This window comes from Streptomyces ardesiacus (assembly GCF_003112575.1).
GTDB lineage: Bacteria > Actinomycetota > Actinomycetes > Streptomycetales > Streptomycetaceae > Streptomyces > Streptomyces ardesiacus.
The window spans coordinates 253,962-270,131 of sequence record NZ_BEWC01000003.1 but is presented as its reverse complement, the minus strand read 5'-3'; the positions used below and the strand labels follow the sequence as shown (position 1 = coordinate 270,131).

The following is a 16,170-nucleotide window of genomic DNA, read 5'->3' as shown; positions in this document are numbered from 1 at the left end:
CCCTAGACATCCTGAGCAACCAGGCCAGTTTGCCTTGTGCATGGCGACCGCGTCAGCCGTGGGAGACGCCGATCACAGGTTCTCCATCAGCTTTTCGTCCCGGGCCCCTCCAGCTCCACCCGTACCGTCAGCAGACCCGTCCCCACGCCCATCGCCCGTACCGCGAGGCTGTTGTAGCGGGGGAGGCGGCGCAGACGGGCGAGCGGGTCGTCGTCGGGCAGGAGGTGGGCCGTGCCCGGGTACCAGCGGCCCCGCAGCCGGACCCGGACCCGCGGGTCGGCCTTGATGTTGCGCACGTACTGGGAGCGTTCGCCGAACTCCGACACCAGCCAGAAGGAGTCGCCGGTGCGGCGGCCGCCCACCGGGGTGCGGCGGGGCCGGCCGGAGACGCGGCCGGTGGTCTCCAGCAGGGTCTGGCCGGGCAGCCGCCGCACGAGTGCGTTCAGCCGCCGCTGGAAGGCCGTGACGGCGCGGTACTTGGTCTCGGAGTAGGACGAGGATGACATCGGTCGGTCACGCTCCTGTCTCGGTTGCCTCCATGGTCCCCGGAAAACCCCGCGGGGGAGGGGAGAACGGGGCCGGGAGGCGGGCGGTGGCGCGGGCGGGCCCCCGCCGTCGCTAGCGTCCCAGGAACACCGGGTTGGTGAACGCCGCCAGAGCCCCCGGCAGCGGGCCCGCCGCCGTCTCGTGCCGCACCTCCGCCCGGACGTAGGCCGCGTACGAGGCGGTGGTGCGCCACTCCACGGTGCCCGCGCCCGACACCGGCAGGGGGTCGCCGGTGAACAGCACGCCCTGGTCGGTGACGAACCGGACCGTGCAGCGCGGGGCGCCGGTGACCTCCAGGCGGACGGTGACCGGGGTGTCGCGGTCCACGCGCAGCCGCTCGCCGATGCCCGCGTGCTCGCCCCGGCCGCCGGACGCCGTGAGGGACAGGGCCACCTTCGCGGACTCGGCGACGTACGACCGCCCGGCCCGGATGCCCTCCTGGATCGCCTCCCGGGTCAGGTCGTCGGCGAGGACGACGGTCTGCGGGCGGCCGATCACGTCGGGGGAGCGGTGGGAGTCGCTGCTGCCCATCGCCGGGAGCCAGTCCCGCCCGCCGTCGCGCACCGAGGCGACCAGCATGCCGTCCCAGTCGGCCAGCGCCACCTCGTCGTCGGGCGTGTAGGCGCCGTTCCACACCTCGACCGCGTCGGCCTCGCCGAAGCCGAACTTCCAGTTGCAGCCGATGCAGGTGGCGTGCGGGTGGGCCGGGACGACCAGGCCGCCGGCGCGGCGGATCTGCCGGGCGAAGCGGCCGAAGCGGTTGTCGCGGGCCCGGTAGCGCCAGTCGACGAAGGTGCCGGGCTCGGTGCCGAGGGCGACGACGTGGCCGTTGCGGGTCGTCACCTCCTCGCCGAGCAGGATCAGCAGGTCGTCCCCGGCCAGACCGGCCCAGTGCGCGTGCGCCGAGTGCGTGTTGTGCTCCGAGGAGTTGATGAAGTCCAGGCCCGCCGCCCGCGCCAGCTCCGCGATCTCCGCGAGGGTGTAGCGGCCGTCGGAGTACTCGGAGTGGAGGTGGCAGTCGCCCCGGTACCAGGCGCGGCCCCGCCCCCGGGCCCGCTCCGGCGGGTACACGGGCCGCGGGACCGCGTCCTGCTCGCCGTAGGTCAGGGTGACCGTGATCTCGTACGACAGCCCCTGCGGCGCCACCGTGTACGGGCCGAGCGCGATGTGCCAGGTGCCCGGCCGCACCGGCCCCGGGACGTAGCCCGGGGTGGCGTCGTCCGCGCGGACGAAGAACTCGGTGCGCGCCCCGCCCGACCAGCCCCGGAAGCCCCGGCCGCCCAGGTCGGTGCCGCGCTCGTCGAAGAGGCCGATGTCGAGCGCGTTGCCCTGGGTGCCGGCCGGGACGGCGGGGCGGTCGTAGGTGTAGGCGACGTGGATCTCGCGCACGCCCCGGGGGACTTCGACCGGGAGATACACGAAGTCGGGGGCGCCGGGCGGCAGGGTGCCGCGCACGGTTCTGGTGCGCCGTTCCCGGGGTGCCGCCGAGGCGAAGCTCACGCTTCCCAAGGTAAGCGCGGCGGCGGCTCCCGTCACGAACACCGCGCGCCTGCCGATTCCGGTGGGGTCGTGCCCGTGGTCGTCCTCGCACATGCTGCTGCTCCCAGTGTCGTCAGTGACATGACGTCGGTGGTGCGGGGGTGGTGCGTGCAACCCTCGTATTGAGCCGTGAACTCCCGGGCAAGGAAAGGGGGTCGGCACATGGCGGCGGCAGGAAGCCGGCAGGGAGGGCCGGAAACCGCCCGGGGGGCGGCCGGGAGGGAACCCCCGCGCTGATCACGCCGCTCGTATGCTCGAAGGATGACGACTTCCGCGACCTCCGGAACCGGACCCGCCGACCCCGCCGGCCCCACCGAGAACTCCCTGCGTCGCGCCCTCAAACGCGCCCGGGACGGCGTCGCCCTCGACGTGGCGGAGGCCGCCGTGCTGCTCCAGGCGCGCGGCGAGCACCTCGACGCCCTCACGGCGTCCGCCGCCCGGGTCCGGGACGCGGGCCTGGAGGCCGCCGGACGGCCCGGCGTCATCACGTACTCCAAGAGCGTCTTCGTCCCGCTGACCCGGCTGTGCCGGGACAAGTGCCACTACTGCACCTTCGTCACCGTCCCCGGCAAGCTGCGCCGGGCGGGCCACGGCATGTTCATGTCGCCGGACGAGGTGCTCGACATCGCGCGCAAGGGCGCCGCCCTCGGCTGCAAGGAAGCCCTCATCACCCTCGGCGACAAGCCCGAGGAACGCTGGCCCGAGGCCCGGGAATGGCTGGACGCGCACGGGTACGACGACACGATCGCCTACGTCCGCGCCGTCTCGATCCGCATCCTGGAGGAGACGGGCCTCCTCCCGCACCTCAACCCCGGCGTCATGACCTGGACGGACTTCCAGCGCCTCAAGCCCGTCGCGCCGTCCATGGGCATGATGCTGGAGACCACCGCGACCCGCCTGTGGTCCGAGCCCGGCGGCCCGCACCACGGCTCCCCGGACAAGGAACCCGCCGTACGGCTGCGCGTCCTGGAGGACGCCGGGCGCTCGTCGGTCCCCTTCACCTCCGGCATCCTCATCGGCATCGGCGAGACCTACGAGGAGCGGGCCGAGTCCCTCTTCGCGCTGCGCCGCGTCTCCCGCGCCTACCACGGCATCCAGGAACTGATCATCCAGAACTTCCGCGCCAAGCCGGACACCGCGATGCGCGGCATGCCGGACGCGGAGCTGGACGAGCTGGTCGCCACGGTCGCCGTCGCCCGGCACATCATGGGCCCGTCCGCCTGCCTCCAGGCCCCGCCGAACCTGGTGGACGCGGAGTACGAGCGGCTGATCGGCGCGGGCATCGACGACTGGGGCGGCGTCTCCCCGCTCACCATCGACCACGTCAACCCCGAGCGCCCCTGGCCGCAGATCGACGAACTCGCCGCCACGTCCCGGGCGGCCGGCTTCGAGCTGCGCGAACGCCTCTGCGTCTACCCGGAGTTCGTGCGGCGCGGCGAGCCCTGGCTGGACCCGCGGCTGCGCCCGCACGTGGCCGCGCTCGCCGACCCGCAGACCGGTCTGGCGCGCGAGGACGCGGTGGTCGAGGGCCACGCCTGGCAGGAGCCGGACGAGGCGTTCACCGCGAGCGGCCGCACCGACCTGCACGCCACCATCGACACCGAGGGACGCACCTCGGACCGCCGCGACGACTTCGACGAGGTGTACGGCGACTGGGGCGCCCTGCGCGAGGCCGCCGCCCCCGGCATGGCCCCCGAGCGCATCGACACCGACGTGCGCGCCGCGCTGGCCACGGCGGCCGACGACCCGACGCGGCTGACGGACGCCGAGGCGCTCGCCCTGCTGCACGCCGACGGCCCGGCCCTGGACGCCCTGTGCGGCGTCGCGGACGACGTCCGCAAGAGCGTCGTCGGCGACGACGTGACGTACATCGTCACCCGCAACATCAACTTCACCAACGTCTGCTACACCGGCTGCCGCTTCTGCGCCTTCGCCCAGCGCCGCACCGACGCGGACGCCTACACGCTCTCCCTCGACCAGGTCGCCGACCGCGCCCAGCAGGCGTGGGAGGTGGGCGCGGTGGAGGTCTGCATGCAGGGCGGCATCCACCCGGACCTGCCCGGCACCGCGTACTTCGACATCGCCCAGGCGGTCAAGACCCGCGTCCCCGGCATGCACGTGCACGCCTTCTCGCCGATGGAGGTCGTCAACGGCGCGACCCGCACCGGCATGTCGATCCGCGAGTGGCTGACCGCCGCCAAGGAGGCGGGACTCGACTCGGTCCCCGGCACGGCGGCGGAGATCCTCGACGACGAGGTCCGCTGGATCCTGACCAAGGGCAAGCTGCCGGCGGCCACCTGGACCGAGGTGATCGAGACGGCGCACGACCTGGGCATCCGGTCCAGCTCGACGATGATGTACGGCCACGTCGACCAGCCCCGCCACTGGCTGGGCCACCTGCGCACCCTCGCCGGGATCCAGCAGCGCACGGGCGGCTTCACGGAGTTCGTGACGCTCCCCTTCATCCACACCAACGCGCCGGTCTACCTGGCGGGCATCGCCCGGCCCGGCCCCACCTTGCGGGACAACCGCGCGGTGACGGCGATGGCCCGGCTCCTCCTGCACCCGCACATCCCCAACATCCAGACGAGCTGGGTCAAACTGGGCACGGAGGGCGCGGCGGAGATGCTCCGCTCCGGCGCCAACGACCTGGGCGGCACCCTCATGGAGGAGACGATCTCCCGCATGGCGGGCTCGTCGTACGGGTCGTACAAGTCGGTCAAGGACCTGATCGCCGTCGCGGAAGCGGCGGGCCGCCCGGCCAAGCCGCGCACCACCCTGTACGGACCGGTCCCCGAGGAGCGGCAGCGGGCGGCGCGGGAGTCGGACGGGCACCTGCCGAAGCTGCTGCCGGTCCTGGACCGGTGAGGCGCGGGCGCGCGCTTCGGGAGCGCGGCGGGCGCGCAGTACGATGATCGGGCCCCCGGTGTGTCGGGGTTCTCGTAGCTGAGGAGATGCGTGCCCGTGCCAGCCCGACTTCCCTCCTGGGCGTGGGTCTCCGGCCTGACCGTGGGGGCGATCGCGGCGGTGACCGTCCTGGCCGTGCAGGCCGACCAGGGACCCCACCCCACCGCCGCGGCGGTGAAGCCGCGCCCGTCGGCGTCGGCGGACGCGCACCCCACGCCCAAGGAGACCGCGCCGGCCCCGGTGCCGGAGGGCTCCGGCACCGGGCGGCGCGTCGTCTACTCGGTGGGCCAGGACCGGGTGTGGCTGGTCGACGCCAGCGACGCCACCCGGCGGTCCTTCAAGGTGTGGCCGGGAACGGTCGACCCCGCCCCCGGCAAGTACAGCGTCGGCACCCGCCGGCAGGACCCGACGACGGGCTCCGACGGGGTCAGGATCGAGCAGATCATGTACTTCACCCAGGCCGACGGCGTCTGGGTCGCCTTCTCCAACGCGGTGGACGGTGCCTCGCCCCCGCCGGCCGCCGCCGGTGCCAAGACCGGCGGCATACGGCTGCCCAAGGCGGACGGGGACGCGCTCTGGGAGTTCGGCACGTCCGGCACGACGGTCACTGTGGTCGCCTAGCCTCCGCATCCCCGGACGGCAGGTGCGCCACGATCAGCACGACGCCGCTGAACAGCAGCACCCGCGTCGCGGCGTCCAGCCCGTTCCAGTCCTCCGACTGCCACATCGCGAACCACTCCCCGCCGATCGCGAGGAACCCGGCGCCGAACAGCAGCATCAGCATGAGCGTGCCGTACGTGGTGAAGCGCCGCGCGGGCGCCTGCTGCCCGCGTATCCACAGCCAGGTCGCCCATATCAGCACGAGCGCCGCCGCGGTCTCCCAGACGATGATCGCCACGTAGGCGGTGTCCTGGAGACCCTTGCTCGTGATCGCCCGCCACATGAGGTCGTCGTCCTTGAACGTGGTGTCCATGGCGAGGACGTGGTGCACGTACTGCTGGTTGTTGTCGAAGTCCGTGATGTTCCCGAGGGCCACGAGGGCGATGTACAGGGCGAGGACCGCGGTGAGCACGGTGGAGGCGAGTAACACGGTGTTGCGGGGAATCTTGGTCATGGCAGCACTATTCCGAAGCCGTGTACGCCGCGAGCACGTAGGGTCCCCGCACGGCCGGGCCCGGCCCGCACCTCGCGGTGCGCGCCGGGCCCGTGACGTCCGCCGCCCCGCGGACGGCCGCTACTCGCACACGGCCGTGTCCACCAGGTCGAAGACGTGCTGGTGGGCCGCCGTCATGCCGGCCGGGTCGGCGGCCACCGAGCTGGACAGCGCCGTCGTCGCCACCGTGGCCGCGCGGCCGTCCTGCGTGGCGCCGCCGTAGGTCTCGTAGCCGTGGATGGAGCCGCCGTGGCCCCACAGCTCGACGCCGCAGGACAGGGGGGTGCGGAAGAGACCCAGGCCGTAACCGGTGCCGGGCGCGGGGGCGTTCTCGGTCACCGGGACCGTGGTCTTCATCTCCTTCAGTTCGGCGGCGCCGAGGACCTCGCCGCCGAGCAGGGCCGAGAAGAAGCGGTTGAGGTCGCGCGGGGTGGTGACGAGCTGTCCGGCGGACCAGGCCTGGGACGGATCGAGGCGGGTGATGTCCTCCAGGGGAGCACCGGGGGTGGCGGCGGCGTAGCCCTTGGGGTGGGCGCCCCGGATGCCGCGCTCGCCGGCGCTCGGCCAGTAGGTGTCCTTCAGGCCGAGGGGACGGATGATCCGGCGGGTGAGCTCCTCGCCGAAGGGGCGGCCCGTGACCTTCTCCACGAGCAGACCCGCCAGGACGTAGTTGGTGTTGCTGTACTGCCACTTCGCGCCGGGCTCGAACGCCGCCTCCCGGCTGAGGGCCAGGTCGACCAGGTCACGCGGGCCGTAGTAGGTGTCGCGGACCTCGAAGGGGTCCGTGCCCAGCGCCGGCACGTAGTCGGGCAGGCCGCTGGTGTGCTGGAGCAGGTTCCGCACGGTGATCCGGCTGCCGTCCACGCCGTCGCCGTGCACCAGGCCCGGCAGGTACGTCCCGATCGGCTCGTCCAGCTCCACCTTGCCCTCGCCGACCAGTTGGAGCACCACCGCCGCGGTGAGGGCCTTCGTGTTGCTGCCCGCCCTGACCTGGCCGTTGACCGGCACGGACGCGCCGGTCTCCAGGTCGCCGCTGCCGGCGGTGTAGTCGCGGGTACGCCCGTCACGGCCCTCGACGGCGGCCAGCGCGGCGGGGAAACCGTCCTCGCGCACCAGGTCCTTCGCCCCCTGGCGCACGGCGTCGCGGTGACCGGGGCGGTCCGGGGCGCCGTAGGCCAGGGAGCCGGTCACGGCGAGACCGCCGCCCAGGACCGCGAGCGCGGCGACGGCCGACAGCACGCGCCCGCGCTGCTTCTTCGGCTGGGACGGGGTGGCGGCGGGACGAGCGGACACGGTGTTTCCTCTCCACGGGGCTTCTCTCGGAACGCCCCGAGCCTCTCGTGGACCGGCCGCCCGCTCGATGGGCCCAGACGGTGGAAGCGAGGTGTACCTTCCACCACCGCCGGTCGTGAACGTTTCCACACCGATCCCGCCCGCCCGGCCCCTGAACCGACCGTCCCCGTTCGCATACAGTGCTGGGCGTCGTACGTACGCACAGTGCCGAGGGGAGGTCCGGGTGGGTGGGACGACCGGTGCCGTCTGGGGGCGCGCCGAGCAGCAGGACTTCCGCAGCCGGGTGCGCGGGACGCTGCTCGGCGTGGCCGTCGGGGACGCCCTGGGCGCCCCCGTCGACTCCCTCGCCCTCGACGCGATCCGGACGGCCCACGGCGCCGACGGGCTGTCCGACCTGGCCCCCGCCTACGGCCGGCGCGGTGCCGTCACCCACCTCACCCAGCTCACCCTCTTCTCCGTGGACGGGCTGATCCGCGCCCAGGTACGGCGCGACACCGGTGCCTGGCATCCGCCGACCGATCTGCACCGGGCCTACCTGCGCTGGGCCGCCACCCAGCGCGACTGGGGTCCCGACCTGCGACGCAAGGACGACGGCTGGCTGGCCCACGAGGAGTGGCTGTACGTGCGCCGGGGCGCCCCGCGCGCCCTGCTGCTCGGGCTCGGCGACGAGACGATGGGCACCCCCGAGGCGCCCAAGAACCCCGACGAGCGCGGCCCCGAGGCCGCCGCCCGTTCGGCGCCGTTCGGGCTCCTGGTGGGCTGGGAGCCCCAGTTGGTCGCCCAGCTCGCCGTGGAGTGCGCGGCCCAGACCCACGGCCACCCCACCGGCTGCCTCGCGGCGGGCGCGTACGCCGTGATCGTGCACGGGCTGGCCCGCGGGGAGAGCCTGGACGCCGCCGTGCAGCGGGCCCTGGCGCTGCTCGTGCCCCGGCCCGGGCACGAACCCGTGGCGGCCGCCCTGCAGCAGGCCCTCGGCACGGTGCGGCAGGGGCTGCCGAACCCGGCCCGGGTGACGGAGCTGATCGGCGCGGGTACGGCGGAGGGCCTGGTCGCCGCCGCCGTGTACTGCGCCCTGGTCGGCGAGGACGTACGGCACGGGCTGCGCCTGGCGGTCAACCACGACGGCCCCTCGGCCGCGACCGGCGCCCTGGCCGGCGGCCTGCTCGGCGCCCTGCACGGCGAGACGGCGCTGCCCCCGGCCTGGCTGGCCGAACTGGAGGGCCGCCCGACCCTCCTGGAACTGGCCGACGACTTCGCCATGGAGATGACCCAGGGCCCCGCCCTGCACGGCCCGGCGGGCTCGTCCCCCGGGTGGCTGACGCGCTACCCGCGGGCGTAGCCCCGTACGTCCGGGCGGCTCACGGGGGAACGCGTCAGATTTCGAGAAGCGGCGTCCCGGGCGCCGCGGCTAGCGTGGCTGCCATGGACATCAGCATTCACACCACCGTTCTCCCGCACGACGACCCGGACGCGTCCCTGGCCTTCTACCGGGACGTCCTCGGCTTCGAGGTCCGCCAGGACGTCGGGAACGGCAAGATGCGCTGGATCACGGTCGGACCGGCCGGCCAGCCCGACGTCTCGCTGCTGCTCGCGCCGCCCGCCGTGGACCCCGGCATCACCGACACCGAGCGGCGCACCATCGCCGAGATGATGGCCAAGGGCACCTACGGCTGGCTCCTGCTGGCCACCAAGGACCTCGACGGCACCTTCGAGAAGGTGCGCGCCGGCCGCGCCGAGATCGTCCAGGAACCGACGGAGCAGCCGTACGGCGTCCGGGACTGCGCCTTCCGGGACCCGGCCGGCAACCAGATCCGCATCCAGGAACTGCGCTGAGCGGCCCGGCCGGTGCCCACACGCCGTGGCCACCGGCCGGGAGCCGTCCGGGCGGGCCTCAGTCGCCCACCCGGCTGCGCCCCACCGCGCCGTCCACCCCGCCCGCCGGGGCCGGGACCGCGGCCGCCGCACCGGAGGCGTCGTCGCCGTCGCCGTCCGTGTTGACGCGCTCGATGACCGCGAGCCGCTCCGGGGTGTCCTCCGGCCTGAGGCGGCCGACCAGGACGTACAGGACCAGGGAGACCGCCAGGGGGACGGAGACCTGGTACTCGAGCGGGACCCCGCCGTCCACGCTCCAGTTGATCGGATAGTTGACCAGCCAGAAGGCGACCAGGCCCAGCGCCCAGCTGGTGAGCGCCGCCGTCGGGCCCGAGCGGCGGAAGGGCCGCAGCAGTCCGAGCATCATCGGGATCGCGATCGGGCCCATCAGCCCGGCGACCCACTTGATGACCACGGTGATGATGTCCTTGAACGTCGGCGAGTCGACCTGCGTCGCCACCGCCATGGACAGGCCGAGGAAGACCACCGTCGTCAGCCGTGCCGCCAGCAGCCCCGAACGCTGCCCCCAGCCCCGCGCCCGCTTCGACAGCACCGGCGCCACGTCACGGGTGAACACCGCCGCGATGGCGTTGGCGTCCGAGGAGCACATGGCCATGGTGTGCGAGAAGAAGCCGACGACGACCAGTCCGAGCAGCCCGTGCGGCAGCAGTTGCTCGGTCATCAGCGCGTAGGAGTCGGAACCGTCCGCCTTCTGCGACTCCACCAGCAGCGGCGACATCCACATCGGGAAGAAGAGCACCAGGGGCCAGACCAGCCACAGCACCGCCGACAGCCGCGCCGACCGGGTGGCCTCGCGGGCGTTGGCCGTGGCCATGTAGCGCTGGGCCTGGTTGAGCATGCCGCCGTTGTACTCGAAGAGCTTGATGAAGAGGAACGCCAGCAGGAACACCGTCCCGTACGGGCCGACCAGCGGTTTTCCGTGCCCCTGGAGGGCGGGCTCGTCCCAGACGCCGAAGAAGCCGCCGTGGTCGCCGAGCTTCATGGCGACGGCCACGAACATCGCGACGCCGGCCAGCAGCTGGATGATGAACTGCCCCAGCTCGGTCAGCGCGTCCGCCCACAGGCCGCCGATCGTGCAGTAGATGCCCGTGATCACGCCGGTGATCAGGATGCCCTGGTTGAGGGTGATGCCGGTGAAGACGGACAGCAGCGTGGCGATGGCCGCCCACTTCGCGGCCACGTCCACGATCTTCAGCAGCATGCCGGACCAGGCCAGCGCCTGCTGGGTGGGCAGGTTGTACCGGTTCTTGAGGTACTCGAGCGGCGAGGCCACGTGCAGCCGCGAGCGCAGCCGGTTGATGCGCGGCGCGAACAGCTTGGAGCCGATGGCGATGCCGAGCGCGATGGGGAACGACCACGTCACGAAGGACGTGACGCCGTAGGTGTAGGCGATGCCGGCGTAGCCGGTGAACATCACCGCGCTGTAGCCGGACATGTGGTGCGAGATGCCCGACAGCCACCAGGGCATCTTGCCGCCGGCCGTGAAGAAGTCGCTGACGTCGCCCACCCGTTTGTGCGACCAGACGCCGATCGCCACCATCACCGCGAAGTAGCCGATGAGCACGGACCAGTCGAGACCGTTCATGTGCCCCCCTTCCGGGGTCCGCCTTGTGAACTCCGCCCAGCCGGTTGGCACTTCGCTTGAGCGGGGTAGGGGCGTGGCAGGCCGCGAAGTGCCCGCTCATCGTGAGTTCGTCGACGCGGGCACGACAAGAAAGCGGAAGGTCAAGAGCGGGTAAAAAGGTTCGGCTTGCTGACCTGTGTTCACCTACATGAACGCCTTCGGGCGGCCCCCGAAGAGGCCGCCCGGTGCGCTACTTCAGCTCGTCGGGGCACGGCGTGCCCCGCTTCAGCCCGTACGGCGCCGACAGCCGGTACGTACCCGCCTCGGGGGCGACGAGCGTCGTCCACACGTCGCCGTCGGCGGTCTCCTCGGTCTCCGTCAGGCAGCCGTTGACGTTGTCGTACGTCTTCGGCGTGCCCTCCGGGGCGTTCTTGGAGGCGTCCGTCTCCTGGGGCGGCTTGAGCTTGTTGCCCTCCTCGTCGACGAGGCTCAGCCACGGCGAGTACGGCATCCGCACCAGGACGCGGCCGGGTTCCTGCACGTCGATGACCCACTCGTCCTGCTCGGCCCGCCGGACGACCGCGTGGGGCTCCGCCAGCGGCGTCGGATCGGTCACCTGGAAGAGCTGCCAGTTGGCGTCGCCCCAGATCTGCTTCAGGTACGGCAGCCCCCGCTGCAGCAGCTCCCGCTCGCGCTTGCCCCCGTCGCCGTCCGGCTCGCCCTTGGGCAGCACCACGTAGTGCACCGCCCAGCGCTTGAGCCAGTCGTGGTAGTTCGCCGAGTTGAGCGTGTCGTCGTAGAAGATCGGGTTGCGCTCCATGTCGGCCTGGCGGGTCCAGCCGCGGGCCAGGTTCACGTACGGCGCCAGCGCCGAGGCCTCCCGGTGCGAGCGGGCGGGCACGGCCTCCACCCGGCCCTGCTCCGCGCCGACCTTCTGCAGCTCGTTGACGAGGGGGGCCAGCTCGCGCGCCCAGGAGGCGGCGGGCGTGGTGTGGATGGCGTCGTCGGCGGACTTGAAACCGATCCAGACCACGAAGCCGGTGAGCGAGGCCACCAGCGCGTACCACTTGCGCGACTTCGGCACCGTGAACGGCAGCGCCGCCACCAGCGCCACCCCGGCGAAGAGCATCGCGAGCCGCGTCACGTTGGAGCCGATCTGCGAGCTGATCAGCCACACCAGCAGCACGGCCAGCCCGTAGACCGCCGACGTGATCCGCACCGTCTTCCAGGTGGGCGGCACCGCCCAGTACACCAGGGCGGAGAACAGCACCGGCAGCACCACCGAGCCGAAGCCCATCGGCTGCGTGCCGGAGAAGGGGAACAGCACCGCCGACAGCGCGACGACCACGCTCGGCGCCACGCCCAGCGCCCAGGCACCCGGACGGCGCTTCTGCAGGAACAGGGCCACCGCCACCAGACCCACGAACAGCCCGGAGACCGGCGAGGCCATCGTCGACAGGGCGGCGAGCGGCGCCGCGCACAGCCCCTTGGCCCAGCGCTCGTGGCGCCAGCGGTGGGGCCAGCAGAACACGGCCGCGACCGCGCCGAGCCCGAACATCATGCCGAGCCCGAACGTCACCCGGCCCGACACCGCGTTGGCCAGCAGCCCGAACAGGCCCGCGAGCGAGGCCCACAGCGGATTGCGGACCACCCGGCTGCGGATCAGGATCATCGTCAGCAGCCCGGCCGACACCGTCCCCGCGATCATCATCGTCGTGCGCACGCCGAACACCGACATCAGGTACGGCGAGATCACGCTGTACGACACCGGGTGCATGCCGCCGTACCAGGCGAGGTTGTAGGCCGAGTCCGGGTGGCGGCCGACGAACTCGGCCCACGCGTCCTGCGCCGCGAGGTCGCCGCCGCTGTTCGCGAACGTGAAGAACCAGACGATGTGGAGCGCCCCGGCCAGGGCGGTCACGGACAGCACGGGGTGGCGCAGCATGCGCTCGCGGAGGGCCATGAGGGCGGTGTTCACGGCCGACGGCGCCTTCGGCTCGACGGGTTCGGGCCGGGCGGGCGGCGACCCGGACGGGCGGGAGCCGGACGGGCGGGGCTCATCGTCGTCCCTGCGGGGTTCGGGTACGCGTGGTCGCGGACCGGCTCCCGGGCTCGCATCGGCGTCGTCGGCGCGTGTCGGCTCCGCAGTGGCCACCTGAAGGCACTCCCCGTGTCCCGTCTTCTTCTTTGGGCCGTGTCCCGTTCCCACGACCGGCGACTGCCCCGTTTCGTGACGCTAGCACGCGGCCCCGCACCGTTGCCTCCCGCGTTTCCGGGACCCTCCCGGCCCCCGCACGACGCGGACGCCCCCGCGACCGGATGGCCGCGGGGGCGCGGGCGTCGCTTCGGCCCGGGGGCGGGCCGGGCGTCAGCCCAGGCGGGTCAGCTTGTCCGTGAACCCGGGCTCGACGAGGTCGTCCCGCAGCGCCACCGGCACCTTCACCGCGCCGCTGGTGCCGCCGTCGCCGACCGTGAGGGTGCCGACCTTGGTGCCGGCCTTCGCCGTGTGCGGCAGCTCGTCCGCGTCGAAGGTCAGCTTCACGGTCAGACCGCCCCAGCCGACGGCCTTGACGTCCTTGGTGGCGACGACCGGCGTACGGCCGCCGAGGCCGTCGTCGACGTACCCGACGACGCTCCCCTTCTTCAGGATCGTCGACGACTTCAGGGTGTCCTGGGCGGCCCGGATCAGCTTGTCGCTGGAGTCCAGCGCGGCGGCGAGGATGCCGCCGCCGACGTCCGGCTGGCGCACCACGGCCCCGACGATGGTCCGGGTCTCGCCGCCGATCTCCTTCTTCGCCGCGAAGACGAGGTTGCCGAGCGCCGAGGTGGTGGTGCCGGTCTTGATGCCGACGACGTCGTTGTGCCCGACGAGCTGGTTCCAGTTGGGGTGGTTCTCGCCCTTGTAGTCGTTGTACGACATCATCGCCGCGACCTCGCGGAAGGCGGGCTCCTTCATCGCCGCCTTGGCCAGCTTCACCTGGTCCACGGCCGTGCTCACCGTCGTGTTGTTCAGCCCCGACGGGTCGGTGTACGTCGTGTTGGTCATGCCGAGGTCCTTCGCGGCGGCGTTCATCTTCTCCACGAACGCCTTCTCCGAGCCCGCGTCCCAGCGGGCCAGCAGCCGCGCCACGTTGTTCGCGGACGCGATCAGGACGGCACTCAGGGCCTCGCGCTGGGAGATCGAGTCACCGGCGTAGACGTGCACGGTGGACTCGTCGCCCGCCTCCGACTGCTCCTCCGCCGCCTGGTCGATCTTGATCTTCGGGCCCTCGGCGCCGCTCTTGAGCGGGTGGTCGCGCAGGATCAGGTACGCGGTCATGACCTTGGCCACGCTCGCGATCGGCACCGGCTTCTGGTCGCCGGACGAGCCGAACGAGCCGATGCCCTGCACGTCGAGCGCGGCCTGCCCGCTGGCGGGCCACGGGATCTGCGGCTTGCCGCCGTCGAAGGTGAAGCTGTCCTGCGCCGTGAGGTCGAGGGTGGGCGCGGGCAGCGGCCGCATGGACTGCACGACGCCGAGGACGATCACCAGCAGGACGACCAGCGGCGTCCAGATCTTGACCCGGCGCACCGTCGTGCGCAGCGGGGTCTCCGGGGGCGGCGGGGTGTTCGTCAGCTCCGCCAGCAGGTCCAGCGGAGGCTTGGGCGGCAGCGGCTGCTGCGTGGTCCGGTCCGGCCCGACGTGCGACCGGGCGGCGGTGACACCGGTACGGGGCTTGGGCGTCTCCGGGGCCCGGGGCGCCTGCGGGGGCTTGCGGTTCGCCGGGTCGTCCGGATTCCGCAGCGCGACGAACTTGCTGGTCCGCTCGGCGTCCCCCTCGGCCGCGGAGGCGGCGCCGCCCAGCTTCAGCATGGTCGTCGGCTGATCGACGGCGGGCTTGTCCAGCCGCGGCGCCTTGAACACGGCCGTGGGCTGATCGACCTGCGGCGCGTCGTCGTCGGAACCGGCGTCGTCGCTGCCGCCGTCGCCGTCGCTGCCGCCGTCGCCGTCGCTGCCGCCGTCGCCGTCGCTGCCGCCGTCGGGGTCGGCATCGCGGTCCTGCGCGGGCGTCGGCTTGGTGCCGGGGGCGGGCTTGGTGCCGGCGGTGGGCGTCGCGCCGGAGCCGGGCTGCGCGTCGGTCCCGGGCGTCGCGCCGGAGCCGGGCTTGGCGTCGGAGCCGGGCTTGGCGTCCGGCCCGGACTTGGTGTCCGATCCGGTCCGCGCGTCCGCGCCGGGCTTCGACTGCGGGTCGGGCTTCGTGCCGGAGTCCGGCCTCGCGTCCGACGTGGGCCGGGTGTCGGCCCCCGGTCCGGCATCGGAGCCGGACGTGGCCAGGGCCGCGGGCTTCGCGCCGGGGCCGGGCTGCGCGTCCGAGCCGGACGTGGCCCGGGACCCAGGCTCGGCGTCGGGCGTGGCGTCGGTGTCCGGCTCGGCGGCCGGTCCCGGCTTCGATTCAGGCGCCGTACCCGCGTCCGCGCCGGAGCCCGAGCCGGAGCCCGAGCCGGTGCCGGAGACCGCGGCCGGACCGGCGTCTGCGGCAGGCTCCTCGGACGCGTCCGGCGCGGAGGGCGCACCCCCCTCGGACGCGGACTCCGCGTCCGGGCCGGCGGCGGCCGATTCCTCGTCCCCCTCGGACACGGAGCCCGCGACGGAGGCGGAGCCGGACAGCGGGCCCGTGCCCGAGTCGCCGTCGGCCTCCCCTGCGTCGTCCCGTGCGTCGGCCTTCCGGTCGCCGTCGGGGGCGGAGTCCTCCGCCTCGAGCTGCGCGTTGGCGGCGGCGCGCTCCTCCGCGGTGGCCACCCAGGCCGCGACCGCGTCCCTCAGCCGGCCGTTCGTCCCGGCGGCGGGCGCCGCGTCCTCGCCGGCGGCCGCCGCGGACGTGTCCGACGGCGTGCCGGGCGCCGCGGGGTCCTCGTCCTCCTCCTCGCCGGAGGCGTCCGGCTCCGTGTCACGGACCGACAGCACCCGGGTCGCCGTGTCCACGCCCCCGCGGGACCCGCCATCGGACCCCGCGGAACGCTTCGCTTCCTCCCGCGCCACCGTCAGCCGCGGATCACGCGGTTCGCTCGAACCGGTCCTGGCTTCGGGAACCGGACCCGCGCTCCCCGACGTCGGTTCTTCCGACGACTCGCGCTGCTTCGACCTGTCGGGGGACTCGCCCGCCACCGATGCCTCCTCCATGCGTCGCACGTCCCGTGCGCGCTACCGAACCCGTACCGAAACCATTTACCAGTGTCCTGTGTACGGGTGGAACCCACGCGGAAGACGAGAACGACATACCTACTGGTTCCACTA

Annotated in this window: 11 protein-coding genes; 4 read left to right on the top strand and 7 right to left on the bottom strand. The window is 73.2% G+C overall.

What is annotated here, in order from left to right:
* Positions 1–86: 86 nt before the first annotated feature.
* Together Sdi02f_RS14080 and Sdi02f_RS14075 are read right to left on the bottom strand one after the other, a co-directional pair.
* Positions 87–506 (bottom strand): nitroreductase family deazaflavin-dependent oxidoreductase, encoded by a 420-nt coding sequence (locus Sdi02f_RS14080; protein WP_030399290.1) that lies wholly within the window; start codon positions 504–506, stop codon positions 87–89.
* Positions 507–618: 112 nt separating this feature from the next.
* Positions 619–2,139 carry a CehA/McbA family metallohydrolase gene (locus Sdi02f_RS14075; protein ID WP_053664359.1) on the bottom strand — a complete coding sequence of 507 codons (1,521 nt, stop codon included), beginning with the start codon at positions 2,137–2,139 and terminating at the stop codon, positions 619–621.
* A gap of 207 nt (positions 2,140–2,346) precedes the next feature.
* On the opposite strand from Sdi02f_RS14075, the gene Sdi02f_RS14070 reads away from it, so the two are divergent.
* Both Sdi02f_RS14070 and Sdi02f_RS14065 read left to right on the top strand, forming a co-directional pair.
* Positions 2,347–4,953, top strand: coding sequence for a bifunctional FO biosynthesis protein CofGH (locus Sdi02f_RS14070; protein ID WP_108933349.1), 2,607 nt, complete (start codon positions 2,347–2,349; stop codon positions 4,951–4,953).
* A 96-nt stretch (positions 4,954–5,049) separates the two neighbouring features.
* Entirely contained in the window at positions 5,050–5,613 is a 564-nt protein-coding gene (locus Sdi02f_RS14065) for a hypothetical protein (RefSeq protein WP_030399287.1), read from the top strand.
* On the opposite strand, the gene Sdi02f_RS14060 is transcribed toward Sdi02f_RS14065, so the two are convergent.
* Together Sdi02f_RS14060 and Sdi02f_RS14055 are read right to left on the bottom strand one after the other, a co-directional pair.
* The gene (locus Sdi02f_RS14060; protein ID WP_030399286.1) at positions 5,597–6,106 is read right to left on the bottom strand and encodes a DUF2165 domain-containing protein; all 510 of its coding nucleotides are present in this window, start codon (positions 6,104–6,106) and stop codon (positions 5,597–5,599) included. The two genes, Sdi02f_RS14065 and Sdi02f_RS14060, sit on opposite strands and share 17 nt — an antisense overlap.
* Before the next feature lie 120 nt (positions 6,107–6,226).
* Positions 6,227–7,438 (bottom strand): serine hydrolase domain-containing protein, encoded by a 1,212-nt coding sequence (locus tag Sdi02f_RS14055; RefSeq protein WP_245962189.1) that lies wholly within the window; start codon positions 7,436–7,438, stop codon positions 6,227–6,229.
* Between the two features lie 223 nt (positions 7,439–7,661).
* Here Sdi02f_RS14055 and Sdi02f_RS14050 point away from each other — a divergent pair, with 223 nt between their 5' ends.
* On the top strand, positions 7,662–8,777 hold the full coding sequence (locus Sdi02f_RS14050) for an ADP-ribosylglycohydrolase family protein (RefSeq protein WP_030399284.1): 1,116 nt from the start codon (positions 7,662–7,664) through the stop codon (positions 8,775–8,777).
* Between the two features lie 83 nt (positions 8,778–8,860).
* The gene (locus Sdi02f_RS14045; protein ID WP_030399283.1) at positions 8,861–9,271 is read left to right on the top strand and encodes a VOC family protein; all 411 of its coding nucleotides are present in this window, start codon (positions 8,861–8,863) and stop codon (positions 9,269–9,271) included.
* 58 nt (positions 9,272–9,329) lie between these two features.
* Here the strand turns inward: Sdi02f_RS14045 and Sdi02f_RS14040 are convergent, their stop codons facing one another.
* The 3 genes from Sdi02f_RS14040 to Sdi02f_RS36995 all read right to left on the bottom strand — a co-directional run bounded on the left by Sdi02f_RS14040 (position 9,330) and on the right by Sdi02f_RS36995 (position 15,858).
* Positions 9,330–10,916, bottom strand: coding sequence for a sodium:solute symporter family protein (locus tag Sdi02f_RS14040; protein ID WP_030399282.1), 1,587 nt, complete (start codon positions 10,914–10,916; stop codon positions 9,330–9,332).
* 229 nt (positions 10,917–11,145) lie between these two features.
* A complete protein-coding gene (locus Sdi02f_RS14035; RefSeq protein ID WP_108933348.1) occupies positions 11,146–13,050 on the bottom strand; it encodes a DUF8823 domain-containing protein in 1,905 nt (634 codons plus the stop codon).
* 213 nt (positions 13,051–13,263) lie between these two features.
* Positions 13,264–15,858, bottom strand: coding sequence for a D-alanyl-D-alanine carboxypeptidase (locus Sdi02f_RS36995; RefSeq protein WP_438363743.1), 2,595 nt, complete (start codon positions 15,856–15,858; stop codon positions 13,264–13,266).
* Positions 15,859–16,170 lie beyond the last annotated feature (312 nt).

Coding starts and splice junctions, on each gene's coding strand:
- Sdi02f_RS14070 (WP_108933349.1), top strand. CDS start 2,347: ATGACGACTTCCGCGACCTCCGGAACCGGACCCGCCGACCCCGCCGGC.
- Sdi02f_RS14045 (WP_030399283.1), top strand. CDS start 8,861: ATGGACATCAGCATTCACACCACCGTTCTCCCGCACGACGACCCGGAC.
- Sdi02f_RS14060 (WP_030399286.1), bottom strand. CDS start 6,106: ATGACCAAGATTCCCCGCAACACCGTGTTACTCGCCTCCACCGTGCTC.
- Sdi02f_RS14040 (WP_030399282.1), bottom strand. CDS start 10,916: ATGAACGGTCTCGACTGGTCCGTGCTCATCGGCTACTTCGCGGTGATG.
- Sdi02f_RS14075 (WP_053664359.1), bottom strand. CDS start 2,139: ATGTGCGAGGACGACCACGGGCACGACCCCACCGGAATCGGCAGGCGC.
- Sdi02f_RS14080 (WP_030399290.1), bottom strand. CDS start 506: ATGTCATCCTCGTCCTACTCCGAGACCAAGTACCGCGCCGTCACGGCC.